The sequence below is a fragment of the Hymenobacter sp. APR13 genome (assembly GCF_000737515.1).
GTDB lineage: Bacteria > Bacteroidota > Bacteroidia > Cytophagales > Hymenobacteraceae > Hymenobacter.
Genome location: NZ_CP006587.1, coordinates 3,768,172 through 3,793,409, shown reverse-complemented (window position 1 = coordinate 3,793,409; position 25,238 = coordinate 3,768,172). Strand labels below are relative to the sequence as shown.

Genomic DNA, 25,238 nt, shown 5'->3' with positions numbered 1-25,238 from the left:
AACGCTACACGGCCACTTCCAGCGCCAGCGGGTGCAGCAGCACCTCAAAATCGGTGGCATCTTCCACGTAGTCGCCATCCACGTGGAAGCCCAGCGGCGTGGCCGACTGCACCCGCACCTGCTGCGTGGTGTGGTACACCGCCCCGCCCGAGGTGGCCAGCGTGCCCAGCGCCAGACCCAGCCCCACCCGCACCGCCCGCGGCAACGACAATCCGTCGATCAAACACACGTCCAGTAACCCGTCCTGAATGTTGGCGCGGGGCGCGATGTAGGCGTTGTTGCCGTACTGGGCGGCGTTGGCGAAGGCCAGCACGTAGCAGTGCGTGTCGAACAGCTCCTGGCCCTGCAGCGTGACTTGCACCGGCACAGGGCGGTAGCGCCGGTACTCACGCAAAGCCACTTTCACGTAGGTGCTCAGCCCGCGGGTGCCGGCCCGCGCAAACATCTTGCTCACGTGGGCGTCAAACCCCAGCCCGGCCGTGCAGAAGAACGGCCGCCCGTTGATTTCGCCGGCGTCGATGCGCTGGAAGGTGGGCTGGCAGGCGCGGCGCACGGCTCCCGGCAAGTCCAGCGGAATGTGCAGGTGGCGCGCCAGCCCGTTGCCGGAGCCGCGCGGCACAATGCCCAGCGCCGCCGCCGTGCCCAGCAGGCCGCGGGCCACTTCGTTCACGGTACCGTCGCCGCCCACGGCCACCACCACCCGGCACCCCGCCGCGGCCGCCTGCCGGGCCAGCTGCTCGGCGTGGCCGGCGTAGGCCGTAGACTGAATCTCGAACTCGGCGCCGGCCGCCGTGGCGTAGCGCGTAAGCAAAGCCGGCACATCCTCGGTGCGGTTGGTGCCGGAAGTCGGGTTCAGGATAAAGCAGATGCGCACGCGGGAGAGTAGCTGAGTAGTGGAGTAGCTGAGTAGCCGGATACCGGAGAACTTATCTGGCAAAGGTAACCGGCATTCTGCACAGCCTGTAAGCCGGCCGGGCCATGTACGCCAGTTTCCAGGCCACACGGGGTTGCACCGGCCCTACCAGCTCACAACCGGCAGTCCGGAAAGCCCTGGAACACGCACCAGCCAGACCAGGCACCTTCTTATACTCCGTTACTACCCTGCTCAGTTCCTCGTTCTGCTTCGGCAACAAAAAAGGGCTCCATTGCTGAAGCCCTTTTTTGTTGCCAAAGCAGAACAGCCTAGCCGTTCATTTTCTCGCCCAGCTTCTGGATGAGGTCGGCGGTGCGGGTGGAGTAGCCGGTTTCGTTGTCGTACCAGCCTACCACTTTCACCAGCGTACCGTTGGCCGCGGTCAGCTCCGAGTCGAAGATGCATGAGTGGGGGTTGCCCACAATGTCGATGCTCACCAGCGGGTCGGTGCTGTACTCCAGGATGCCTTTCATGGGGCCCTCAGCGGCAGCCTTCACGGCCGCGTTGATTTCCTCCTTGGTTGCCTCGCGCTTCAGCACTACGGTCAGGTCCGTGGTCGAACCGTCCGGAATAGGCACGCGCATGGCAATACCGTCCAGTTTGCCCTTCAGCTGGGGCAGCACCAGGCCTACGGCTTTGGCGGCACCGGTGCTGGTGGGGATGATGCTGTAGGCAGCGGCGCGGGCGCGGCGCAGGTCTTTGTGCGGCGCGTCTTGCAGGTTCTGGTCGGAGGTGTAGGCGTGCACCGTGGTGATGTAGCCTTTCTCGATGCCGAAAGCATCATCCAGTACCTTGGCCATGGGGGCCAGGCAGTTGGTGGTGCACGAAGCATTAGAGAGGATGGTTTCTTCGCCGGTCAGGATGTCTTCGTTCACGCCCAGTACCACCGTGGGGATGTTGCCGGTAGCAGGAGCCGAAATAACCACCTTCTTGGCACCAGCGGTGAGGTGCTGGCCAGCGCCGGCTTCGTCAACGAAGCGGCCAGTGCTTTCCAGTACCACGTCCACGCCCATCTCGCCCCAGGGCAGCAGCTTGGGGTCGCGCTCGGCCAGAGCAGCAATGTGCTTGCCGTTTACGGTCAGGCTATTCTCGTCGTAGGCCACGGTACCGTTGAAGCGGCCGTGTACGGAGTCAAATTTGAGCAGGTGCGCCAGCGTCTTGTTATCGGTCAGGTCGTTGATGGCCACGACTTCCACGTTGTCGCGCTCGAGCAGCGCTTTGAACGTCAGGCGGCCAATCCGGCCGAAGCCGTTGATGGCAACTTTGATTTTAGCCATAGTTGTATGGGGAATGGGGAGTGTATCGGCCCGGGAGGGGCCGGTGAAAACGCGCAGCGAAGGTAACGGGCTCTGGGTACTTCGCCAAATCGGGTGCCTTCTACGGGCTGATGTGGGTTTTTTGAAAAAATTTACCCCTGACAATCAAGCGGTTTTCCCTATTGAGGCAAAAATTTTATTACCCACCCCTTGCCTGCTGGCAGGCGCCTCCTATCTTTGCACCACCAAAACGGAAAACGCCGTTTGAAATGGTCCGTTCGTCTAGGGGTTAGGACAGTAGATTTTCATTCTACCAACAGGGGTTCGATTCCCCTACGGACTACGAAAGCACCCGCTCTGATTCACTTCAGAGCGGGTGTTTTGCTTTTCGGGCCACCGGAGGCGGGCGGGCTTTCGCGGAGGTTTCTTTACTTGCCTCCATGACTCTCCCTTCCTCTGCTGCGCTCAGCGCGCGCTACACTGCATTCTGGCACTGGTTTTCCCAGCACGAACAGGCTTTCTTCCGCGTGGTGCAGGAAGGCACCCTGATTCCCGAAGACTTTTTTGCCCTGCTTACGCCGGCCCTCGACGAGGTCAGGGAAGGCTTCTATTTCCAGACGGGTATGCTGACGGACGACACGGCGGAGCTGGTTTTCTCGGCGGAGGGGGCACTTGACCTGATCGGGCTTGTGGAAGAGCTGGTGGCCGCGGCACCGGCGCTACCGGGCTGGAAGTTTACGGCCCTGAAAACGGCAAGTGACATTTCAGGCATATCCATCAACATGGCCGGCTTCGAGTTCAATGCCGACACCCTCCACTTTTACCCTAACGACGACCCGGCTTACCCCGACGAAATCAGCCTGGTACTGGTGCACCCGCACTTCACGGAAGCCGACAGCACCACCGTCCGGAACGGGGCGCTCATCTTTCTGGAAACTTATCTGGGTGAGCTCGGCTTTGCCACCTCCATCGACCAGATAACGGTGACAGGGCCCGCGGATGCTCAGCAGCCGCTTATTGCCATTACCAAGCTGCAGGATTATCTGCTGTGGCGGCAGAAAGAGTTCATTGAGAAGTATGAGGGCCAGTACCACGGTACTACCGACGACACGTACACCAGCTTTCAGGCTGAGCTGGGAAACGGCAATAAGCTGTTTGCCATTATGAACACCGATCTGCTAGCCTGGGAAGCCAAAGCCTCGCACCCGTGGATAGTAGTAGTGATGGTGACCTATGAGGATATCAACAACAGCGGTATGCCCGACGATGAAACGTACGCGCTGCTCGACACGCTGGAAGATGAACTACTGGCCGAGCTACCAGACATCGGAGGGTACCTGAACCTGGGCCGTCAGACAGCTGACAGCCAGCGGGAAATCTATTTTGCCTGCCGGGATTTTCGCAAGCCGTCGAAGGTACTCTACCTGTTGCAAACCCAGTACGCCAGCACGTTGGAGGTGACGTATGAGATATATAAGGACAAGTATTGGCAATCGTTCGAGCGGTTTGGCGTGGCCTAATCCTGTTTAGCGGTTCCTACTCCTCCATATCCGGCAATACCCTCTGCAGCGGCTTAACAGATTAGGTCTTCATGATGGTGAGTAACGTAACCCTGACTGCGCGGTAATGGCCGGCGCGGTAAGAAAACTGCGCAGAAATACTAATGGCTGAGCGTTGGTTTCTCCCGTAAACCAAGGGGTTCACCATTCCAAACGGCCCATGTCCCGTACCCTTATTGTCTCGAACCGCCTGCCCACGAAAATCCTGCGGACTGAAGAAAGCCTCACGTTTCAGCCCAGCGAAGGCGGGCTGGCTACCGGCCTCGGCTCCATCTATCAGCAGGATGACAACGTGTGGGTGGGCTGGCCGGGGCTATACGTGGAGGATGCCGCCGAAGAAGCCTACGTCTGCGAGCAGCTGGCCCAGAACAGCATGGTGCCGGTGTTTCTCACCGAAACCGAAATCCGCGACTTTTACGAGGGCTTCAGCAACTCCACGCTCTGGCCTACCTTCCACTACTTCACGCAGTACGCCACCTACGAGCAAAGCCACTGGGAGGCCTACGTGGCCGTGAACGAGAAATTCTGCCGCGCCGTGCTGGAGCTGGCCGGCCCCGACGACACCATCTGGATCCACGACTACCAGCTGCTGCTGCTGCCGGCCCTGCTGCGCCAAGCCCGCCCCGACTGCACCATCGGTTTCTTCCTGCATATTCCGTTTCCGTCGTACGAGCTGATTCGGGTGCTGCCGTGGCGCCGGGAGCTGCTGCAAGGTATGCTGGGGGCTGACCTGATCGGCTTCCACACCTTCGGGTATATGCGCCATTTCCTGAGCGCAGTGTCGCAGCTGCTGGGCATGTCTTCGCAGAATGGGCAGATTGAAACCGGCACCCGCACGGTGCTGGTGGATGCCTTCCCGATGGGCATCGACTACGAGCGGTTTGTGGCGGCGGCAGCATCAGAGGCAGCTGTCCGGCACGAGGCCAACTACCGCGAGGCCCTGCGCGACGTGCGCGTGATTCTGAGCATCGACCGCCTCGACTATTCTAAGGGCATTGCCCAGCGCCTGCGCGCCTTCGAGCTGCTGCTGCAGCGCTACCCCGAGTGGCGCGAGCAAGCCAGCCTGCTGATGGTGGTAGTGCCCTCCCGCGACCAGGTGGCTCAGTACGCTAGTCTAAAAGAGGAAATTGACGAGCTGGTGGGCCGCATCAACTCGCGGTACCGCACCATCTCATGGACCCCAATCCACTACTTCTACCGCTCTTTTCCGCTGGAAGAGCTGGCTTCCTTCTACCGCCTGGCCGAAGTGGCGCTGGTGACGCCCATGCGCGACGGCATGAACCTGGTAGCCAAAGAATTTGTGGCCAGCAAAGCCGACCAGCGCGGCGTGCTGATTCTGAGCGAGCGGGCCGGGGCAGCGCGGGAGCTGTCGGATGCCCTCATCATCAACCCCACCGATACCGGCCAACTGGCTGAGGCCATGCACGATGCGCTGGTGATGCCCGAGGAAGAGCAGATTCAGCGCATGAGCGCCATGCAGGCTTTGGTGCGCCAGTACAACGTGTTTGCCTGGACGCAGCTGTTCATGGACCGACTGGCCTACACCAAGATCAAGCAGCACACGCTGGCCACTGAAACCCTCACACCCACGGCCACGACGCAGCTGCTCAGTGAGTACCATGCAGCCCCCTCGCGCCTGCTGCTGCTCGACTACGACGGCACGCTGGCCCCCTTCCACCCCGATCCGCAGCGCGCCCGCCCCGACCAGGAGCTGCTGCTGCTGCTCAAGGCCCTGGCCGACGTGCCGCAGAACCGGGTGGTGGTCATCAGTGGCCGCGACCGGGCCACGCTGCAAACCTGGCTGGGGCATCTGCCCATCGACTTCATTGCCGAGCATGGCGTGTGGCTGCGGCCAGCCGGCGAGGACTGGCAGCTGTTCCAGACCCTCAGCAACGACTGGAAACCCGAAATCCGCTCGATTCTGGCGCTGTACGTGGCCCGCACGGCCGGCTCGTTTATCGAGGACAAGGACTACTCGCTGGTGTGGCACTACCGCCGCGCCGATGCCGAGCTGGGGGCCGTGCGCGCCCGCGACCTGCTTAACCACCTCACCTTCATGACCTCCAACGGCGATTTGCAGGTGATGGAGGGCAATAAAGTCATCGAAATCAAGACAGCCGGCATCCACAAGGGCTCGGCCGCCGCCCGCTGGCTGGCCACCTACCAGCCGGGCTTTACGCTGGCCATCGGCGACGACCGCACCGACGAGGATACGTTCCGGGCCATGCCACCCGAAGCCTACACCGTGAAGGTGGGCACCACCTCCCGCTCGCTGGCCCGCTACCACGTAGCCGGCACCCCCGACGTGCGCCGGCTCCTGCGCCAACTGTTGTAGTAGCGCGAACTTTGTAGTTCGCGCTCCTCGCACCGCTCGGACTATTCCGTTGTTACGGTGCGGTGACGCGAACTACAAAGTTCGCGCTACTGCTCCCCGCCAAGCCCCGGCGGGGCGCCACCTTGCCCAAGCGGCCAGGGTAGCGCCCCGCCGGGGCTTGCTATTGCCCGCGCTTGTAGCTTTGCTGCCGGTAGTTCGCCCCCAGCACTGGAAAACCTGTCACACCTTACCTGTCACCTATCACTTGTCTCCTATCACCTCAAACTTGCTGCTGATTGACGACCTCCCGGTGGAAGTCGTGCGCAAGAATATCCGGACGCTGCGCCTGAGCGTGCACATGCCCGACGGGCGGGTGCGGGTAGCCGTGCCGCTACGTACGCCCGATGCCACCATCCGGGAGCTGGTGCTGGCCCGCCGCGCCTGGATTGAGAAGCACCAGACCCGCTTTGCGGCGCGCGAGGTGGCACCGGCTCTCACCTACGTTTCGGGCGAGCTGCATGCGTATCAGGGGCAGGCGTATGTGCTGCAGGTACAGGACTCTGAAGGCGCGCCTAAAGTAGTGCTACTGCCCAACGCCGAGCCCCCTATCCTGACGCTGCACATCCGGGCCGGCAGCACCGTGGAGCAGCGCCGCAAGGCGCTGGATGGCTGGTACCGGCAGCAGCTCCGCCAGCAGCTACCGGCGCTGCTGGCTGCCTGGCAGCCCGTGGTGGGGGCGCAGGCCAGCAGCTGGGGCATCAAGCAGATGAAAACCCGCTGGGGCACCTGCAACATTCAGGCGCGCCGCATCTGGCTGAATCTGGAGCTGATCAAGCGGCCCCTGCCCTGCATGGAATACGTGGTGGTGCACGAACTAACCCACCTGCACGAGCGGTACCACAACGCCCGCTTCTGGGGCCTGATGGACCAGTTCATGCCCGACTGGCGCCAGCACAAAGCCGAGCTCAACCGCGTTCACCTACGCGCCGCCGACGCGGATTAAAATGCCTAGAACACAAGTAAACGGCCAGCTTCTCGCTTAGAGAAGCTGGCCGTTTTACTTTAAGTTACAGCTGATCTTACACGAAAGTCGGGCGGTCCAGCTTTTTGGAGATGCGATAGGCGGCATTCACGAGGCCCACGTGGCTATAGGCCTGCGGGAAGTTGCCCCACTGTGAGCCGGTTTTGGCGTCCACGTCCTCCGAGAGCAGGCCCAGGTGGTTGGTGTAGGTGATGAGCTTCTCGAACTCGCGAACGGCATCATCGAGGCGGCCGACGCAGGCCAGCGTCTCGACGTACCAGAAGGAGCAGATCAGGAACGTGGTTTCGGGCGTGCCGAAATCGTCGGGGTGGCGGTAGCGGTAGAACAGGCCTTCGGGCGTCATCAGCTCTTTTTCCAGGGCCTGCAGGTGACGGTGGGCGCGCTCGGTGGTCGGGTCGAGGTAGCCCATCATGATCAGCTGCAGGGTGCTGGCGTCGAGGTGGGGCGAGCCGATGGCGTTGGCATAGGCTTGGTGCTCTTCGCTGAAGCATTGCTCAACCCGCTCTTCGGCGGCGTGCATCAGGCGGGTGGCCAGGGCCTCCATTTCGGGGTTCTGGAGCGCCTGGGCCACCTTACGGGCGGCGTGGCTGCCGGCCCAGTGAAACAGGTAGGTGTAGCAGTGATACTGCGCAATGTGGCGGAACTCCCACAGGCCGGCGTCGGGCTGGTCCATGGTTTTCTCGATCATGCGCAGCGTGTCAAACACCATCTTCTCCGGGCTGTTGCGCTCGGGGCTCTGGAAACGGGCATCCACGTAGAGCGGCAGCAGCGCCACCAGAATCTGGCCGTACACATCGTTCTGGATATGCGTGAAGGCGTCGTTGCCGATGCGCACGGGCTGGTTGCCGAGGTAGCCGGCCAGCGGCAGCTCGTGCTCAGTCAGCTCCGAGGCGCCGCTGATGCCGTAGAGCGGCTGGTACTTGTCGCCGCTGACCTTGCTGGTGATGTTGGCGATGTAGTGGAAATACCGCTCCATCTCCTCGAAATGCCCGATGTTGTTGAAGGCCGTGAGCGTGTAGAACGTGTCGCGCATCCAGCAGTAGCGGTAGTCCCAGTTGCGGGTGCTGCCGGGCGCTTCGGGCAGGCTGGTGGTGCTGGCCGCAATGATGGCGCCGGTGTCTTCGTACTGGTGCACCTTGAGGGCCAGCGCCGACCGAATCACGGCCTGCTGGTGGAAGTTGCTGATGGTGGTGCTTTTCACCCACTGGCGCCAATAGTCGGTGGTGGCGCGCAGAAACCGCTCGGCGGTGCTGCCCAGCGCGGCTTCCAGCGGCGCGCCATAGGTGAGCACCAGGTAGCGGGTTTCGCTGAGCACGAAGTCCTCGCCATCGGTGATGTAGGTGAGCGGGATGTCGGTAGTGAGGCGGATTTCCTCTTCCAGGCCCAGATAGGCAATGTGGTTGGAGCTGCGGCGGCGCGTAAGGCGGGTTTCGCCATAGTTGCCCACCGGGTTGCAGCTCACGCGGATACGGGGCGTGCCAGCCAGCGGCTCCAGCTTCCGGATCATCATCAGCGGCTTGTAGTAGCGCTCATACTGCGGAAAGCGCGGTGCGAAGTCCGTGACGCGGTAGCGCCCGTCTTCACTCCCGATTTCGGTGCACAGCACGTTGGTGTTCTGCTCGTAGTATTGGTGCGACTCGAACTGGCCGGGCGCGGCCGGTTTCACGCTGAACTCGCCGCCCTTCTGGCCGTCGAGCAGGTCGCCGAACACAAAGCTGCTATCAAAGCGGGGCCAGCACATCCAGGCCACCGAGGTATCCTTGCGGATGAGAGCCAGGAAGGCGCAGTTGCCAATCAGGCCCATGTCGTAGGTATGTTTGATCATGCTGGTTTTCAGTTGCTGGTTGTTGGTTTCGGAGCCCTGCGGCGGGCCGGCGGGCCCTGCTCCCGGCCGCGGCCGGCCTGTGGTAGTACCCCACATAGGCGGCCGGGGTTGTCCTGGCCATAGCCGCCGGAGTTGCGTACAGGCATCCTGTGGCCGGGAGTTGGCGGGCCGGTACAGCCCCATTTATGCTGCCCAAAGCCCGCTTCCCATCCGCCTTCACCCACCTGATCGACTGCCTGTTATCTGCATATGCCCGAGTCTTCTGCGCCGCGCCGCGGCACCCACTGGCCCCTCTATCTTTCCTTGAGTTTCCTAGTGGCCCTGGTGGCCGCCTATTTTTTCTGGCCGGCTTTTCAGGAAGCGGCCCAGGAAGGTTTCCGGGTGCTGAAAAGCGGCGAGCAACGCCAGATTGCCGACTGGATGGCCCAGTTTGGCAACTGGGGCCCGGTGGTGCTGGTAGGGCTGATGGTGGTGCAGATGTTTTTGTTTGTGGTGAACGTGGTGGCCCTGATTCTGGTAGCCATTCTAGCGTACGGGCCGTGGTGGGGCTCTTTGCTGGCGCTGGCCGGCGTGGTGGCCGCCTCCACGGTGGGCTATGGGCTGGGCCGCGCCCTCGGCGAGTCGTTCGTGAGCCGCCTGCTGGGCCGCTCCACCGAGAAAAAGGTCATCGACATCGTGCACCGTTACGGCGTGTGGGCCATCGTCATTGCCCGCCTCTCCCCGGCCCTCTCCGACGACGCCATCAGCTTTGTGGCGGGGGTGGCGCGCATGGGATACTGGAAATTTATGGCCGCCACCGTGGCCGGCGTAGTGCCGCTGATTGCGCTGCTGGCCTACCTCGGCGAAGAAAGCAACCGCCTGAAAACCGGACTGCTATGGGTGTCCGGGGTGAGCCTGGTGCTGTTCGGCGGGTACGTGTGGTGGGACCGGCGCCGACAAAAATCTCACTAAATCATTGCCTGGGACTTGCAGGATACATTTTTAGTGCCTTATCTTTGCATCACCAAAACGGAAAAAGCCGTTTGAAATGGTCCGTTCGTCTAGGGGTTAGGACAGTAGATTTTCATTCTACCAACAGGGGTTCGATTCCCCTACGGACTACGAAAGCACCCGCTCTGATTCACTTCAGGGCGGGTGTTTTGCTTTTTGCGGTATTGCTATTGGCCGAAACAATCAGGGCCGGCCTCCCATCGGAAGGCCGGCCCTGATTAATTTCGGAGGCAATGAAACCCTGGGCCGGCTACCTGCGGCGCGAAGCCAGCAGCCAGACGCCACCGGCCAGCAGCGCCAGAATACCGCCTACCACGGCGGCAGTGGGCACTTTGGGCTGCGAGGGCTGCAACTGCCGCTGGTCGGCCGCAAAAGTGTCGGACAGGCCGTGGCCGCTGGTGGCGGCCAGAATGAGCCGGGTGGCTTCTTCGGGCTGGTCCCACTGCGGAAAGTGGCCGCAGTTGTCGAACCAATACAGGCGGGCATCCGGGAACTTGGCCAGCGCCAGCTTGGCCTGGCTGGGCAAACACACCCGGTCCTGCCGGCCCCAGCCAATCACCAGCGGCTCCGAAATGCTGCCTTTGGGCGCGGCCTGCTGCTTTTCGCCGTGGGCCAGCCGGTCGAGCAGTTCCTCGAAGACGGGCGTGTTGGCGAAGGTGCGCATCTCCTCCTGGGCCTGCCGGGCATCCACGGCCCAGGGCCGGGCCGAAAACTGGGGCAGCAGCACGGTGCGGCCCACAGCCGAGCCAGCCAGCAGTGGCATGACCGGCTGCAGCGCCTTCACCAGCTTCACCGAAACCGACACGGAGTGATAGAAAAACGGAATTTCCCAGCCCTGCCAGAAGCCACCGGGGTCCAGCGACACCACCGCCCCTACCACGCCGCCGCGCCGGGCCAGCTCCAGCACGAGGCGGGCGCCCATCGAGCTGCCCACGGCATCAATCCCGAGCAGGTTGTGCTGGGTGAGGAAGGCCGTAAGGGCGTCGGCGAAGGTGCGGATGGAGTTTTCGCCGGCAAGCGGGGGCGTTTTGCCATGGCCGGGCAGGTCGACGGCCACAACGTCGCGCTCGGCGGCCAGGGCGTCGATGATGGTGTTCCAGGAGCGCCAGCTCCCCCCGATTCCGTGTACCAGCAGCAACGGCCGACCGGCTCCGCGCCGGATGTAATTCAGATCCATAGAGAAAACGAAAACGGATGAGTGCCCAAAGCAGCCGGCGCAGAAAATGGCCCGGCCGCCGGGCCTTCTTTGGGTTTACTGCAGATTCCGCTATTTGTTCGGGCGGCGGCGCCAGCCAACGGCCGCACCGTGCGCCACAAAGAGCAGGGCCGGCCGAGGCAACAGCCTCACCAGCCGCCACACCCCGAAATCAGGCAACTTTTCCTGTTCGGTTCGGGGCGCGGGGGCTTACCTTTGCGGGCTTACGGGCGGCCGGCCATTGCCAGCTACCCCGCTGATTGCTCATCTCTTTTACGCCGACCACCCGTGCGCCTTTCTCCGGGATTCCGCCTTTTGCGCCACCTGGCGCTGCTGTTGCTGCTGCTGTTCACCCCTTTTGCAGCGGCCGTGGCGCAAAGCGGCGCCGCCGAGCCGGGCCTGCTCGTGCGCGACCTGGCCCTGCGCACCGACACCACCCGTTACCTGCTCAGCCGCCACACGGTGCTGGTGCAGAACGAGCCCAGCCTGTATTTCTTCTACCGCCAGGAAGATGAAACCGCCGAGCTGGAGGTGTATCCCGCCGGCCGCGGCAGCCGGCCGCTGCGGCTGGTGCGCTCCGCCGATTTTTTGCTGCTCGACTCGCTGACGGCCGCCACCGGCCCCGCTGGCCCCTACTACCGCGCCAAAGTGCGGTTCAAGGAGCTGACGGCGGCACGGTTTCTGCGCCTCACGTTCTCGCAGGCCGCCGACTCGGTGGGCGCGCCGGCCCGTACCCAGACCGTGAGCTTGCTGCCCGTGACGCGCACCACGCTGGAGCTGCGGGCCGCCGACCCGGAGCTGTTTGTGGGCGAGGAAAAGGTGTTCGAGCTGAGCTCCAACAACCTGAAGAACATCCGCACCACCGCCGACTGGACCAAGGGGCGCGACATCGACTACCGCATTACGCAGGAGCAGGGCGGGCTGCGGCTGCACGTGCTGCCTAACGCCACCGGCACCCGCCTGCTCACGGTGCAGCCCCAGACCGAGCGCCCCTTCCTCACCGACAACAACCGCCGCGTGAGCTACGCGCTGCCGCCCATCCGGCAGGAATTCACGGTGAAAGCCTCGCGGCTGCGCTTTCTGAGCGTCGATAAAAAGGAAATTACGCTCGACGAGGTATCCAGGCGCAAGGGCGTGGAGCTGATTCTCGACAACGGCCGCACGTTTGACCTGAAGCGCACCTACCGCATTGAGGAGCAGGAAGAAGCTGGCGGCTCGCTGGTGGCCGAGCTGTTTACGCGCCAGTACCTCACCAACGACCGGGTGCTGTGCTGGCTGCGCGTGTACAACACCCACCGCCAGACCGACAGCTACCTATACATCAAGGAAAACGACCAGGCCAAGTACATCACCAACTTCAACATCTCGCCCAAAACCACCATCACGGCCGTGAGCGTGCGGCACCGGGGCGGCGACTGGACCAGCAGCCCAAACGTGAACCCCGGCGAGACGGTGGACGTGCGCCTGGAGGGCGAGTCGTTGGCGCGGGCGCGGTTCCACTTCGAGGACGTGCAGGTGATTCCGTCGGACTCCAGCGTGCGCTCCGACGCGGCCGTGGTGTACCGCGTGCAGGTGCCCGTCACCATCGACAAGAAGCGCATCACCATCTTCAACGCCGGGCAGGCCACGGGCTATAGTTTGGCCGTGCGCGAGTTTCAGCGCCCCCACCCGCTGGACTTTGTGAGCGTGACCTTTGGCGAGGCACCACGGCCCGTGACGCGCCTCAACGGCCCGGTACTGTATGACCGCACGGTGAGCGACGTGGTGTTTGGCTTCAACAGCGGCGGCATCGACTCCGACAAGCAGCTGTTTGGCAAGCAGTACCTGATTTTCGACATCCGGACCCAGAACGCTAAGGGCGAGCTGATTGAGATGCGCACCGTCGACAACGTGGTGGTGTGCCCTGATGACAACTCGGTGCGGGCCGCCTTCTACCAGGACAAGCAGTGCCAGGTGGGCAACATCAGCCTCAACAGTTTGCTGGGCGCGCGCAAAACCTACGCCCTCGACGACTGGAGCACCATCATCGTGACGGTGCGCCACAACCCGGCCCAGTACCAGGAGGCGGGCTTCTCGCAAAAGCTGGAACTGGTGCTGCAGCGCCGCGTGAAATTCGACATCGACATCAGCTTTCCGGCCGGTTTGCTCACCAAGCAGCTCAACGCCAAAAGCGGCGAGAGCAACAACTACACGGCCTTTAGCGGCATCAGCCTGGCCACGCTAGCGCAGTTCAGCTTCTACCACCCCACCAAAATCAACAAGCTGCGGCCCTACAAGGTGGGCGCCGGCTTCGTGGCCCTGAACGCCTTCAACCTCAACCCCAACAGCACTGCCGGCCGCGACCTGGGCATTGTGGTGCTGGGCTCCGTCTACCCCACCCGCTCCGACGCCAAGCTCACGTTCCCGCTCTACCTGGGCGGCGGCTACCTCGTGAGCACCGGCCGCCTGTTCTTCCTCTTCGGCCCCGGCATTGGGGTGAGGCTGTAGGAACGTCATTCCGAGCGAAGCGGAGCGTAGTCGAGGAATCTCGTTAGTGTAGTAATTACCATTACAATGTCAGCACGCGAGATTCCTCGGCTGCGGCTCCGCACACTGGCTTGATGCGCCACATGCTCGGAATGACGTTCTACCATAATTCTACCGCACGGGCAGCTCGATGCTGATGATGGTGCCCTGGCCGGGGCGGGAGGCAATGTTGAGGGTGCCGCCCAGCAGGCCTACCCGGCTGTGGATGCCCGGCAACCCGATGCCGGGCAGCGCGTCGGGCAGAGGCTCGGGGTTGAAGCCGTAGCCGTTGTCTTCCACCGAAATGGAGAGCTGGTCGGCTTCGCGCACCACGTGAATAAAGGCCTCCTGGGCGCCGGCGTGCTTGATGATGTTGTTGAACAGCTCCTGCACCATGCGGTACACGGCCACTTCCAGCAGTTTCGGCAGCGGTGCTTCCAGCCCCGTAACGTGCAGCGACGCTTTCAGACTGGCCCGCGGAATACGCCGGATCAGCTCTCCCAGCGCGTATTCCAGCCCAAAGTCTTCCAGAATGCCGGGCGTCAGCTCGAAGGAGATGGTACGCGTCATCCGGATGGCGTCGTCGAGCAGCGTCAGGCTCTTGTCGCGGTTGGCGTCGGTGGAGCGTTGCAGGTGCAGCTTGGTGGCGTAGAGCAGCTGGCCTACGCCGTTGTGCAGGGCCTCGGCAATGCGCTTGCGTTCGGCTTCCTGGGTGGTGAGAATGGCCGAAAGCACCTCCTGCTGGCGGGTGAGCTGCAGGCGGGTGGCTTGCTCCTGCAACCGGTTGCGCTCCGTCACGTCGCGAACAACCAGCAGCAGACCGGTAGCCGCCTGCCCTTCACTGCGCAAGGGCACTAAGTAGGCATCGTAGTGGCCGGGATGATTGACGTAGGCAACATTGGCCCGCATGATTCGCTCGCCGGTGTCCAGCACGTGCTGAACGGTTTCGGGGCCCATGATCCTGGCGAAGTGCGGAAACAGCTGGAAAATGTTTTTCCCGAGCACCTGCCCCTCCTGCTGGCCGGAGTAAAGCTCTGCCTCCCGGTTCCAGGCCGTTACGCACGCGTCTCGGTCGAGCGCCACGATGGTATCCACGCTGTTGTCGAGCAGGCTTTTAGTGAATTCCTTTTCGGTGCGCAGCTGCTCACGCGCCGCCCGTTGCGCCGTAATATCGCGCCACACCACATGGATCAGCTGCTCGCCGCTCACATTGATGTTGGTGAGTACGATTTCCAGCCACATTGCTTCCCCATGCAGGTTGTAGCGGTACCACTCAAAGCGGTTGGTGCCCTCACGGCGCAATGTCTGATGTTGGCGCTGAATCACGTCCTCCGACCGCTCGCCATCGGGCTGAAACTCGGGCACCAGGTACGTAACGGGCTTGTTCAGCAATTGCTCCTTGGCTGTGGCACCCACCATGCGCAGGGCGGCTTCGTTGCAATCCACGATGTGCAGGTCGCTCACCAGCAGTACGGCATCGGCGCTTTGCTCAAACAGGCGCCGGAACCGGGCCTCACTGGCCGCCAGTGCGTCGCGGGTCAGGCGCCGGTCGGTCACGTCGAGCAGCGCCACGCGGTACTGCGGCTCGTGCTCGGTAGGCGGGCCCTGGCTGCCTTCGAGCAGCGCATACCAGGCCGTATTATCCTGCCGGCGCATCTCCAGCTCGCAAGTGTGGCGCAAGTCCGATGCCTGTAGCTGCTGCAGAAAGTCGGCGCAGGCTACCCGGTCAGCTTCGGCCACAAACAGGGCCAGCCGCCGCCCCACCAGCCGCTGCCGGATGCTACCCAGCTGTTGGGCGGCCCGCAGGTTGAGCTGCCGGATAGTGCCGTGTGCGTCCAGCGTGAGGTAGCCAACGGGCGCAAAGTCGTAGAGATTGACAAACTCGGCGCGGGCACTCTCGGCCTCGGCCTGCGCCAGCAGCAGTTCCTCGTACTGCATTTCCAGCTCTATCTGGTGGGTTTGCAGTTCGTGCACCAGCCGCTGTACTTCGTCGGGGCTTTTGTCGGTAACGGCTTGCGTGACGAGGTAGCGGCGCTTTTCGGCCCGCTCGCGCAAGGCCAGCAGGGCCTCATGGGAGGTATGAAATGGCGGTAAGTCGTGTTCGTCGTTCATAGCGCCGTACCTAGCTGCCCCTGGCAGGCAGAATTTTCAGAGTCCACATAGTATTTATATTTATGCCTGCCTTTACGCTACGGCCTGGCCGGAGTTATTGGCGGGGCTGCACGCCCAGCAATATGTGGCCGGTAGGCCGGCCTTCGCTAAGAATACGCCGGCCATAAAGCAACACCAGTTGCTGGCCGGTTTCCGGAAACGGCACCTGCAGGCCGAAATCGTCGAAGCCATCGGTGGTGCCGTCCAGCAGTTGCCGGAGCTGCTGGTACAGGGCCTGCTGCTGCCAGGCACCCTTGCCAAGCCCGCCCAGCTCATGCCCTTTCACGGCCGCGGCCTCCACCCCAAACGTGGTGGCAAAGGCCTGGCTGACCGTGAGAATGCGGAGCTGCTTGTCGAGCACCAGCAGCGGCTCGCGCACGGTTTCCACAATGCTTTCGGCCAAGCGGCGGCTGGCCTGCATCTGCTGCTCCAGCTGCTTCATGGTCGTCACGTCGGTGAAGGTGATGACCGCGCCGCTGATGTAGTTTTCGAGGGTGCGGTAGGGCAGAATGCGCATGGCGTACCAGTCGCCGGCAGTGGTCTGGATGGTGGCCTCGGCACTGACGAGGCGGTCGAGCACCTGCTGCACGGTGGCGGCCAGGTTGTCGTAGCGCAGGTTGCTGGCGAAGTGCGTGATGGGGCGTCCTACGTCGGAGGGCAGCAGCGAAATAATGCGGCCGACCGGCGGTGTGAACCGCTTGATGAGCATGTCGTTGTCGAGGAAGATAGTGGCTATTTCCGTGGCATCGAGCAGGTTTTTCATGTCGTTGGCGGCCTGGCTCAGCTCCTCGGTTTTGCTCAGGTACTGCATGTTGAGGGTCATGAGCTCCTCGTTGAGGCTCTGCATTTCCTCTTTGTTGGTCATGGCCTCCTCGTTGGTGCTTTGCAGTTCCTCGTTGGCACTTTGCAGCTCCTCGTTGGTGCTTTTGAGCTCCTCCAGGCTGCTTTCCATTTCCTCGATAGTGGTCTGGAGGCGGTGGCGGGTGTGCTGCAGCTCTTTTTCGAGGGCGGTTACCAGGTCGGCGCGGGTGGCGCTGGCGGTAGCAGTGGGCTTGCCCTGGCGCACCCGGCGCGGCGTTTCCACATCCTCAAACGACACCAGCAGCAGCCCGCTCAGCAATTCCGGCGCGGCCAGATACGTCACCCGCAGGCGCAGCAGCTGGTAGCCGGCCTCGGTTTTCACCCGCAGCCCTTCGCTCACCACACTCTGCTGCTCGTGGCTGGCCCGGTGCACGGCGTCGCTGATTTCGAAGCGCAGCTCGTCGCGGGCCATATCGAAGATGTTCATGCCGCTCAGGCCGGGGGCCGGCTCCAGGTAGCGGCCGGTGCGCCCGTTCACAAACAGGATGTCGCCTTTGGCATTGACAACCACGGCCGGTGGCGCAAAGGCTCCGAGCAGGGTGCGTTGCACCAGGCTGGCAAACAGGCCGTCGCGGCGAGGGGTGGCTGGGGTCATAGCAAGAGAGTTAGCGGGCAGCGCCACCGGCGCCTGTTGCCCCGAAGCAAACGGGAAATTGGCCAGCCGCACCAGAGAAGCGGCGCCTTCGGCACGGCGCGAAATCTTCCATTTCACGTCCAGCGGGACAAACAGATCCTGGAAGCCGGTGAGGTTTTCACTGGGCCCCAGAAACAGCAGGCCATTGGGGTTGAGGGCGTAGTGGAAGATGGGAATCAGGTTTTTCTGCAGCTCCGCGCTCAGGTAGATAAGCAGGTTGCGGCAGCACAGCAGGTCCAGCTTGGTGAATGGAGCGTCTTTGTTGAGGTTGTGCAGGGCAAACACCACCGAGTCGCGCACTTCCTTGCGGATCTGGTAGGAGTCGCCATCAAGCTTATGAAAAAAGCGCCGCAGCCGTTCCGGGCTTACATCGGCGGCAATGTTGCTGGTGTAGAGGCCAGCCCGGGCTGCTTCAATTCCTTCCGTGCTGATGTCGGTGGCGAAGATCTGCAGACTCAGGTTGCGGCCCGGCTCGGCTTCGAAGCACTCCAGCAGCGTCATGGCCAGCGAGTAGGCTTCTTCGCCGGTAGAGCAGCCCGGAGCCCACACCCGCACCGTGGTGCCCGAGGGCACCTGCCGCAGCATGGGCTGCAGGTGGCGCTTAAGCGAGGCAAAGGCCTCCCCGTCGCGGAAGAACTTCGTGACGCCGATCAGCAGCTCTTTGAACAGCAGCTCCACTTCCTCGGGGCTATGCTGCAGGTAGCGCACGTAGTGCGTGAACTCGCGGATCTGGTGGCCGTTCATGCGCCGTTCAATCCGGCGAAACACGGTGTTGCGCTTGTAGAACGAGAAGTCGTGGCCGGTCTGGTTGCGAATCAGGATAAATATTTTCTGCAGCGCGTGGGCGGGCATGCCCCCCTGTGCCTCCGCCGGAGTGGCGCGCAAGGGCCGGCGCAGCGGCGGCTGGCGCCCATACTCCAGCAGGTGGGCTGGCATATCGGCGGCGGGCAGCACAAAATCCACGAATTCGGTGGCAATGGCGGCGCGGGGCATGCTGTCGAACTCAGCTTCCTCGGGTTCCTGTACCATCACCATCCCAAAGTTTTCCATCACCATCTTCAGGCCAATGCTGCCATCGGCGCCCATGCCCGACAGGATGATGCACACGGCCCGGTCGCGGGCATCTTTGGCCAGGCTTTGCAGAAAGTAGTCGATGGGCAGGCGGCGGCCGGGGGCCTGGGTGAACTCGAACAGGTGCAGCGCCCCGTGTAGCAGCGACATGTCGCGGCCGGGCGGAATGACGTACACGTGGTTGGGGCGCACCTTCATCCCATCGGTCACCTCGTGCACGGGCAGGGCTGTAAAGTGCTGCAGCACGCGGGTCAGCTCGCCATCTTGGGTGGGCATCTGGTGCGTGACGATAATATAGGCCAGGCCACTATTGGGCGATACGGCCCGCAGAAAGTGCTCGAGGGCCACGAGGGAGCCGGCCGAGCCGCCCAGGCATACGATAGGAAAGCTGAGGACACCACCCATCGAGCCCACCGCAAGAGGCCCCGCCTGCACATCCAGCCGGCCGCTGCCAGCAGCAACGGCTGATCTGGAAGTACTTGTTTCGCCGGCATTCGACGCGCTGGGAGTCTGCATAAACTATGGATCAGATGCCGGAGAAAGAACAGGCATACTGCAAAGGCAGCGCCCAAAAGTAACCAGAAAGCCGGGCCTTCCTACCCCCGGCTGAGCAGATATCCGTTTCGCAAAATCAAGCTCAACAGGCAGCCAAACGGCTTTTTCGCCCGTACCAACTATATGACTGCAGCCTGACTACTGGTTGGCCAGCCACGCTTGATACTGTATGAACAATCCCTCCCCCGCGTCTCCCCACCTGATTGTTGTTGGCACTTCGTCTGGCGGTCTGCAGGCCCTGGTGCAGCTGGTAGCACAGCTGCCGGCCACGCTGCCCGCCGCCGTGCTGGTTGTGCAGCACCTGGCGGCCAACTCTTCCGGCGCGCACATTGTGCATCACCTAAGCCTGCATACCTCCTTGTCCTGTCAGGTAGCAACCGACGAACAGCCGATTCAGGCGGGCCACTTGTACCTGGCCCCCGCCGACCGCCACCTCCTGGTGTTTGAAGGCCGGCTGCTGGTTACAAAAGGGCCGCGCGAAAACAGCTACCGGCCCGCCGTCGATGCCCTATTCCGGTCGGCGGCCGTGCACTATGGCAGCGCCGTTATTGGGGTGGTGCTCACGGGCATGCTGCACGATGGTACTGCCGGCCTCGACTTCGTTAAGCGCTGCGGCGGCCGCGCCGTGGTGCAGGACCCGCAGGATGCCGACTATCCGAGCATGCCCGAAACGGCCCTTCGCAACGTAGCCATCGACTACGTGACGCCCCTGCCTCAGATGGGGCAGTTGTTGCAGGAACTTACGCGCGTGCCGCCGCCTGCTCCCGTGCCTATTCCTGAAGACATCCAAGCTGAGGCGGCTATTGCGGCCCGTGTGGTAGGGACAATTTCTGAAGTACAGCACATCGGCGCGCCAACGCCATTCACCTGCCCCGACTGCGGCGGCTCGCTCTGGAAGCTAGAGCACGGCAGTGTGCTGCGCTTCCGCTGCCATACCGGCCACGCCTTCACGGCTGAGGCTCTGCTGGACAGCTCGCGCCAGGGACTGGAAGAAACGCTGTGGGTGGCCCTGCGCATGATGGAAGAGCGCAAAAACCTGCTTTCCAGCATGGCTTCACGCAAACAGACCCCGTGGAGCGCCCAGCAGCAGGAGCGCCTGGAAGAAATAAAGCGTCACATCAATCGGCTGCGTGAGTTTATGCTCAACGGCGTGAACGGGTTAAGCGCCCATAATGCGAGCAACGCAGCTAGCGAGTCTTAGAGCTGTATCCGCAGAGCTGTGCGGGTAGTGGTTCACTGGTTCGGGAAATACGGACTCGCAAAGTCCGTATAGGGTCGGCTGCTTTTCAGTATTTCTGCAGCTGCTACCCGATCTGGTTACTGCGTTCAAGCAAATCCAGCCACCAAGTAGCCAACAGGCCGCAGAAACGTGTAAGCCTAGGAACAGTTATGCAGGGCAGAGAGTGTAGCAGACAGTGCTGGTAGTGGTTTCTCTATTCATTCAGGCCAGGTTACAAGAGCGAGCATTTATCAGCATCTGGCCCTATTCGGCTTGCCTGTTGCTACTGATGCGCCGCCAGTAGCGCACTGGCTGCTACTCTACGAATCGTATGGGTTGCCGGAGCCGTAACACGCGTTGCTGCTCACAGAAGCCGGGGCAGCCACGGTGCTGCCCAATCTGGTGCTGGATGCCGGCCCGGCGCTGCTCTCCACCGCTGTATTCCTCATTCAGTAGAGCATCCCCCAGCTCAGACTTGTGCTGCATCGAAGCGGTTAATACGTAGCGCTAATTTGGTTATTAACACTGACTTATCGCGCTAATATGTACGCTAATTTTACCTAGCACCTGAGTTGACAGAGGCTAGATTCTGACGGATAGGTGCGAAAACTCCCGGCTGTTCTACTACTACCATAACCAAACCTGTTTTATGCTATTTGATGCACAGCTTCTTGCTACTCCTGCCTATGCAGTGGATATCGACGCTGCTGATTCGGTGGAGCTGGTTCGGCGCCTTCGGAAGGGCAACCCCACGCAGCGCCCCAACCTGCTGGTAGACTGCCAGCACTTGCGCTGCCTGCGCACCCGCGGCGTCAGCTTTCTGGTATCCCGGCTGCTGCTCACCCGTACGGCCGGTGCCGAGCTGCTGCTCTACAATGTAGGCCCCACTTTGCTGCGGGCGTTGCAGCTGCTACAACTGCAACAGCTTTTCCGGATCTGGCCAGCTTCCGCAACACCAAGTGGACAGCAAACTCTGGTCTAAAATCAGCTTTCTACTTTTTCACCCTTTTATTCCTTCGTTTATGGCTACTATCCACGCATCTGCCATATCTATGCCCAATGCAGCCGCTCCGGGTCCTTCCACTACCAGCTGTCGTGGCTTTGCCTCGATGGATCCGGAGCTGCAGCGGCGCATTGCCCGCGAAGGCGGCAAAGCTTCCCACGCCAGCGGCCGAGGCCATCGGTTTACTTCGGAAGAAGCCCGGGAAGCCGGACGCAAAGGCGGCCTGGTCCGCCGCTCACCGATTCAGGAGTAAGTTGTTTCCTGGCTTTTTGCGCTGTTTGTAAGCAGTGCTCTACAGGCCTCGGTGCACGGCGCATCGGGGCCTGTGCTGTAGTGGGCCCTGGGGTACTTGGCTTGGAAGCCGGCCTGGCAAAGATAGTAGTGCAGCACGCTGGCGCTGGTCCGGCAGTCGTAGCGTAGACAATTACGTACTAGGCTGGTCTACCGCTTCCGTTTCTATGCCTGCCTCTGCTCCGCCGCTCCTGCCCGCCGCCTCTTCTCCATTCACGCCGCTGCGCATTCCCATCTTCCGGATGCTCTGGATTGCGTCATTCGTGAGCAACATCGGCACCTGGATGCAGAACGTGGGCGCCGTGGGTTTGATGACGCAGCTTACGCCCTCGCCGGTGCTGGTGGCCCTGCTCCAGACGGCCTCGGCGCTGCCCGTGTTTCTGCTGAGTCTGCCCGCCGGGGCCCTCGCCGACTTGGTGGACCGCCGCAAGATGCTGCTCACCACCCAAACCTGGATGGCCACGGTGGCGCTGCTGCTGGCGGCCATCACGCTGCTGGGCTTCAACAATCCATGGCTGCTGCTGCTGCTTACATTTCTGCTGGGACTGGGTGGTGCACTGAATAATCCCGTCTGGCAAACCGTGACGCCCGAGTTGGTGCCGCGCGCCGAACTGCCCCAGGCCATTGCCCTCAACAGCGTCAGCTTCAACCTGGCCCGGGCCTTCGGGCCGGCGCTGGGCGGATTGGTGATTGGGTATTTCTCGGCGGGGGCGGCGTTTCTGCTGAACGGGCTGTCGTTTCTGGCCACCATCTACATGGTGTATAGCTGGAAACGGGCACCGCAGGCTACGTCCACGCTAGCTACCGAGCGGGTGGTGGCGGCCATCCGGGGCGGAGTGCGCTACGCCCGGTTTTCGCCGCCGGTGCAGCACATTCTGGTGCGGGGCGTGAGCTTCACGTTTGGGGCTAGTGCTCTGCTGGCCCTGATGCCGGCCGTGGTGATCCGGCAGCTGCAGTTGCCCACTTCGTTCTATTCCATTCTGCTCTCATGCATGGGGGCCGGGGCGGTGCTGGGGGCGCTGCTGCTGCCGCGCCTCAACCAGCGCCTTAGCATCGACTGGCGCGTGACGCTGGCCACTGCCGCGTTTGCGCTGGGGCTGCTGGGGCTGGCCTACTCGGGCAGCAAGCCGCTACTGATGGCGCTGCTGGTGCTGGTGGGCCTGGCCTGGATGCTGGTACTGAACTCCTTCAGCGTGGGGGTGCAGACGGTGGTACCGCGCTGGGTGCAGGCCCGCACCATCAGCCTGTACCTGCTTACCATTCAGGGCGGCATGGCGCTGGGCAGCGTGGTGTGGGGCGCGGTGGCCAGCCGCTGGGGGCTACCGGCGGCGCTGGCCGGCGCGGCCAGTTGGCTTACACTCAGCACGCTGCTGGGCCTGCGCTTCTCCCTCTACAACGCGCCCGAAACCCTCGACCACACGCCAGCTCGCCCCCGCCCTCAGCCGCAGCTGGCTGAAGCTCCGGCCCCCACCGCCGGCCCGGTCATCATCACTACCACCTACTACGTCGCGCCCGCCGACCGCCCCGCTTTCACCTACCTCATGGACCAGCTGGCCGATATCCGGCGCCGCGAAGGGGCCATTGGCTGGGGCCTGTACGTGGACCTGGCCGAACCCACCCGCCTGGTGGAATACTTCATGACCGAATCGTGGGAGGAGCACGCCCAGCAGCACGAGCGGGGCGTGAGCCGCGACGAGGCGGCGCTGAAAACCCAGCTCCGGGCCCTGCACCAAGGCCCCGACACCCCGGCCGTGGCGCACCTGCTGGCGCAGACGTACACGGCTGCCACGCCGCCTCCGGTGATGGTGCCCGGCAGCACCCGCCTGGTAGCCAGCACCGCCGGCGAGGCTACGTAACCGCGCAGCCGAAGCCCGGGAAATGTGACCTTTGCCCGCACTGAACATTTAGCCGGTCTCGGTGCTTATGTTCGTTCTCTCCTCTCACACTGCCTCATGCAATTACTCTACCGCTACCTGCGCCACTACTGGGGCCTGCTGGCCCTGGCTCTGCTGTTAGCCGCCATCAACCAGATATTTTCCCTACTCGACCCCTTCATTCTGGGGCAGATTATCGACCGGTACGTGTCGCCGGCCCTGAAAAGCACCCAGCATCCCACGTTCTGGGCGTTTGTTTCGGGCGGGGCCGGGCTGCTGATTCTCAAGGCCCTGGGCGTGGCCATGGTGTCGCGCATCGCCAAGAACTTCCAGGACTACTACACCAACGTCATCACCCAGCGGCTGGGCGCTGAGCTGTACTCCGACGGCCTGCGCCACTCGCTGGAGCTGCCCTACCAGGTGTTCGAGGACCAACGTTCGGGCGAAACGCTGGGCAAGCTGCAGAAGGTGCGCACCGACGTGGAGAAGCTCATTCAGAGCTTCATCAACATCCTGTTCATCTCGTTGGTGGGAATCATTTTCGTGACGTGGTACGCCCTGAGCGTGTACTGGCCCATTGCCCTGGTGTACTTCCTGACCATTCCGTTGCTGGGCGCGCTGAGCTTTTTCCTGAGCAAGCGCATCAAGGTGATTCAGAAAACCATCGTGGCCGAAACCACGGCGCTGGCCGGCTCCACCACCGAGAGTTTGCGCAACATTGAGCTGATCAAGAGCCTGGGGCTGGCCCAGCAGGAAACCCAGCGCCTGAACGCCACCACCGGCAAAATTCTGAAGCTGGAGCTCAAGAAGGTGCGCTACCTCCGCTCCCTTTCGTTTGTGCAGGGCACTTTCGTGAACCTGATGCGCAACGTGATTCTTCTGATGCTGGTGTTTCTGGTGGTGCAGGGCGTGATTCAGCCGGGCAAGTTCATCACGTTCTTCTTCTACTCCTTCGCCATTTTCGGGCCGTTGCAGGAAATGGGCACCCTCATCAACATCTACCGCGAGACTGAGGCCTCACTGGCCAACTATCAGCAGATTCTCGACACGCCCAAGGAAGTCAAGCCGGCTCACCCCAAAACCATCGACCAGATCGAAACCCTGGCCTTCGACGACGTGCACTTCCAGCACCTCACGGCCAGCGCCCCCGCCCTCGACGGCATCAGCTTCCAGACCAAGCTGGGCGAAACCATTGCTTTCGTGGGCCCCTCGGGCTCGGGCAAAACCACGCTCGTGAAGCTGCTGGTGGGCCTTTACCCGCCCGCCCAGGGCCGGATTCTCTACAACGGCATCCCCGGCCCCGAGCTAGACCTGGACACCCTGCGCGAGCAGATCGGCTTCGTGACTCAGGACACCCAGCTCTTCGCCGGCACCATCCGCGAAAACCTACGCTTCGTGGCCCCTAATGCCACCGACGAGCAGTGCCTGCACGCCATGCACCAGGCCGCCGCCGACACCCTGCTGGCCCGCGCCCCGCTGGGCCTCGATACGGTAATCGGCGAAGGCGGTGTGAAGGTATCGGGCGGCGAAAAGCAGCGCCTCAGCATCGCCCGGGCCCTGCTGCGCCGCCCCACCCTGCTGGTATTCGACGAAGCCACCTCGGCCCTGGATTCCCTCACGGAAGAAGAAATCAGCCAGACCGTGCGGGAGCTGTCGGGTTCGCGCCAGCACATCACCATCCTCATTGCCCACCGCCTGAGCACCATCCTGCACGCCGACCGCATCTTCGTGCTGGAGCGCGGCCACGTAGCCGAAGCCGGCCGCCACGAGGAACTGCTGGAGCAGCGGGGCCTCTACTACGCCATGTGGCGCCAGCAGATTGGCGAGCGGCCCCAGGCCTCCATCCGCCCCCAGCGCCAGCCGGCGTAAGGCAGTAGCGCGACCCGTAAAAACGCACTAAAACCAGCGCCCTCGCGTTATAGAAGCAGCCATTTCGGCACGATTACTGACTTCTCTCTTCTGTTAGTTTCGCTTCTAAAC

The 25,238-nt window shown here is 62.6% G+C and carries 16 protein-coding genes and 2 tRNA genes; 12 read left to right on the top strand and 6 right to left on the bottom strand.

The annotated features are described in order from the left end of the window. Positions 1–4: 4 nt before the first annotated feature. Together N008_RS15790 and gap are read right to left on the bottom strand one after the other, a co-directional pair. Positions 5–937: a diacylglycerol/lipid kinase family protein gene (locus tag N008_RS15790; protein ID WP_231569726.1), complete on the bottom strand. Its 933-nt coding sequence runs from the start codon at positions 935–937 to the stop codon at positions 5–7. Positions 938–1,182: 245 nt separating this feature from the next. Continuing rightward, positions 1,183–2,190 carry a type I glyceraldehyde-3-phosphate dehydrogenase gene (gene gap / locus N008_RS15785; RefSeq protein ID WP_044017389.1) on the bottom strand — a complete coding sequence of 336 codons (1,008 nt, stop codon included), beginning with the start codon at positions 2,188–2,190 and terminating at the stop codon, positions 1,183–1,185. 250 nt (positions 2,191–2,440) lie between these two features. Here gap and N008_RS15780 point away from each other — a divergent pair. The 4 genes from N008_RS15780 (at position 2,441) to N008_RS15765 (ending at position 7,045) form a co-directional block, all read left to right on the top strand. After that, positions 2,441–2,512: transfer RNA gene (locus N008_RS15780), tRNA-Glu, on the top strand. Positions 2,513–2,609: 97 nt separating this feature from the next. After that, positions 2,610–3,689 (top strand): DUF695 domain-containing protein, encoded by a 1,080-nt coding sequence (locus N008_RS15775; protein ID WP_044017387.1) that lies wholly within the window; start codon positions 2,610–2,612, stop codon positions 3,687–3,689. A gap of 199 nt (positions 3,690–3,888) precedes the next feature. Continuing rightward, complete coding sequence (locus tag N008_RS15770) at positions 3,889–6,063, top strand: bifunctional alpha,alpha-trehalose-phosphate synthase (UDP-forming)/trehalose-phosphatase (RefSeq protein WP_044017385.1); 2,175 nt, start codon at positions 3,889–3,891, stop codon at positions 6,061–6,063. 244 nt (positions 6,064–6,307) lie between these two features. Further along, on the top strand, positions 6,308–7,045 hold the full coding sequence (locus N008_RS15765) for a M48 family metallopeptidase (protein WP_156109349.1): 738 nt from the start codon (positions 6,308–6,310) through the stop codon (positions 7,043–7,045). Positions 7,046–7,121: 76 nt separating this feature from the next. Here N008_RS15765 and N008_RS15760 read toward each other — a convergent pair whose 3' ends face one another. Continuing rightward, positions 7,122–8,909, bottom strand: coding sequence for a glycoside hydrolase family 15 protein (locus N008_RS15760; protein WP_044018930.1), 1,788 nt, complete (start codon positions 8,907–8,909; stop codon positions 7,122–7,124). 249 nt (positions 8,910–9,158) lie between these two features. Here N008_RS15760 and N008_RS15755 point away from each other — a divergent pair, with 249 nt between their 5' ends. Next, entirely contained in the window at positions 9,159–9,860 is a 702-nt protein-coding gene (locus N008_RS15755) for a TVP38/TMEM64 family protein (protein ID WP_044017383.1), read from the top strand. Between the two features lie 78 nt (positions 9,861–9,938). Beyond that, a tRNA-Glu gene (locus N008_RS15750) sits at positions 9,939–10,010 on the top strand. Between the two features lie 139 nt (positions 10,011–10,149). Here N008_RS15750 and N008_RS15745 read toward each other — a convergent pair. Next, positions 10,150–11,076 (bottom strand): alpha/beta fold hydrolase, encoded by a 927-nt coding sequence (locus N008_RS15745; RefSeq protein ID WP_044017381.1) that lies wholly within the window; start codon positions 11,074–11,076, stop codon positions 10,150–10,152. A gap of 306 nt (positions 11,077–11,382) precedes the next feature. On the opposite strand from N008_RS15745, the gene N008_RS15740 reads away from it, so the two are divergent. Beyond that, complete coding sequence (locus N008_RS15740; RefSeq protein WP_156109348.1) at positions 11,383–13,581, top strand: hypothetical protein; 2,199 nt, start codon at positions 11,383–11,385, stop codon at positions 13,579–13,581. A gap of 150 nt (positions 13,582–13,731) precedes the next feature. On the opposite strand, the gene N008_RS15735 is transcribed toward N008_RS15740, so the two are convergent. Both N008_RS15735 and N008_RS15730 read right to left on the bottom strand, forming a co-directional pair. Then, positions 13,732–15,711 carry a PAS domain S-box protein gene (locus N008_RS15735; protein WP_044017377.1) on the bottom strand — a complete coding sequence of 660 codons (1,980 nt, stop codon included), beginning with the start codon at positions 15,709–15,711 and terminating at the stop codon, positions 13,732–13,734. 94 nt (positions 15,712–15,805) lie between these two features. After that, positions 15,806–18,832, bottom strand: a complete 3,027-nt coding sequence (locus N008_RS15730; RefSeq protein ID WP_156109347.1) for a CheR family methyltransferase — start codon at positions 18,830–18,832, stop codon at positions 15,806–15,808. 208 nt (positions 18,833–19,040) lie between these two features. On the opposite strand from N008_RS15730, the gene N008_RS15725 reads away from it, so the two are divergent. The 5 genes from N008_RS15725 (at position 19,041) to N008_RS15705 (ending at position 25,127) form a co-directional block, all read left to right on the top strand. Continuing rightward, the gene (locus N008_RS15725; RefSeq protein WP_044017373.1) at positions 19,041–20,072 is read left to right on the top strand and encodes a chemotaxis protein CheB; all 1,032 of its coding nucleotides are present in this window, start codon (positions 19,041–19,043) and stop codon (positions 20,070–20,072) included. A gap of 667 nt (positions 20,073–20,739) precedes the next feature. Beyond that, complete coding sequence (locus tag N008_RS15720; RefSeq protein WP_156109346.1) at positions 20,740–21,072, top strand: STAS domain-containing protein; 333 nt, start codon at positions 20,740–20,742, stop codon at positions 21,070–21,072. 70 nt (positions 21,073–21,142) lie between these two features. Then, entirely contained in the window at positions 21,143–21,346 is a 204-nt protein-coding gene (locus N008_RS15715; protein WP_044017369.1) for a KGG domain-containing protein, read from the top strand. Between the two features lie 205 nt (positions 21,347–21,551). After that, positions 21,552–23,240 (top strand): MFS transporter, encoded by a 1,689-nt coding sequence (locus N008_RS15710; protein WP_052381624.1) that lies wholly within the window; start codon positions 21,552–21,554, stop codon positions 23,238–23,240. Between the two features lie 96 nt (positions 23,241–23,336). Next, positions 23,337–25,127, top strand: coding sequence for an ABC transporter ATP-binding protein (locus tag N008_RS15705; RefSeq protein ID WP_044017368.1), 1,791 nt, complete (start codon positions 23,337–23,339; stop codon positions 25,125–25,127). The last annotated feature ends 111 nt before the right edge of the window (positions 25,128–25,238 follow it).

What these genes read in the sequence shown, in the direction of transcription:
- gap (WP_044017389.1), bottom strand. Translation starts at nt 2,190, where the DNA reads ATGGCTAAAATCAAAGTTGCCATCAACGGCTTCGGCCGGATTGGCCGC.
- N008_RS15775 (WP_044017387.1), top strand. Translation starts at nt 2,610, where the DNA reads ATGACTCTCCCTTCCTCTGCTGCGCTCAGCGCGCGCTACACTGCATTC.
- N008_RS15770 (WP_044017385.1), top strand. Translation starts at nt 3,889, where the DNA reads ATGTCCCGTACCCTTATTGTCTCGAACCGCCTGCCCACGAAAATCCTG.
- N008_RS15760 (WP_044018930.1), bottom strand. Translation starts at nt 8,909, where the DNA reads ATGATCAAACATACCTACGACATGGGCCTGATTGGCAACTGCGCCTTC.
- N008_RS15755 (WP_044017383.1), top strand. Translation starts at nt 9,159, where the DNA reads ATGCCCGAGTCTTCTGCGCCGCGCCGCGGCACCCACTGGCCCCTCTAT.
- N008_RS15745 (WP_044017381.1), bottom strand. Translation starts at nt 11,076, where the DNA reads ATGGATCTGAATTACATCCGGCGCGGAGCCGGTCGGCCGTTGCTGCTG.
- N008_RS15735 (WP_044017377.1), bottom strand. Translation starts at nt 15,711, where the DNA reads ATGAACGACGAACACGACTTACCGCCATTTCATACCTCCCATGAGGCC.
- N008_RS15730 (WP_156109347.1), bottom strand. Translation starts at nt 18,832, where the DNA reads ATGCAGACTCCCAGCGCGTCGAATGCCGGCGAAACAAGTACTTCCAGA.
- N008_RS15725 (WP_044017373.1), top strand. Translation starts at nt 19,041, where the DNA reads ATGAACAATCCCTCCCCCGCGTCTCCCCACCTGATTGTTGTTGGCACT.
- N008_RS15720 (WP_156109346.1), top strand. Translation starts at nt 20,740, where the DNA reads ATGCTATTTGATGCACAGCTTCTTGCTACTCCTGCCTATGCAGTGGAT.
- N008_RS15715 (WP_044017369.1), top strand. Translation starts at nt 21,143, where the DNA reads ATGCCCAATGCAGCCGCTCCGGGTCCTTCCACTACCAGCTGTCGTGGC.
- N008_RS15710 (WP_052381624.1), top strand. Translation starts at nt 21,552, where the DNA reads ATGCCTGCCTCTGCTCCGCCGCTCCTGCCCGCCGCCTCTTCTCCATTC.
- N008_RS15705 (WP_044017368.1), top strand. Translation starts at nt 23,337, where the DNA reads ATGCAATTACTCTACCGCTACCTGCGCCACTACTGGGGCCTGCTGGCC.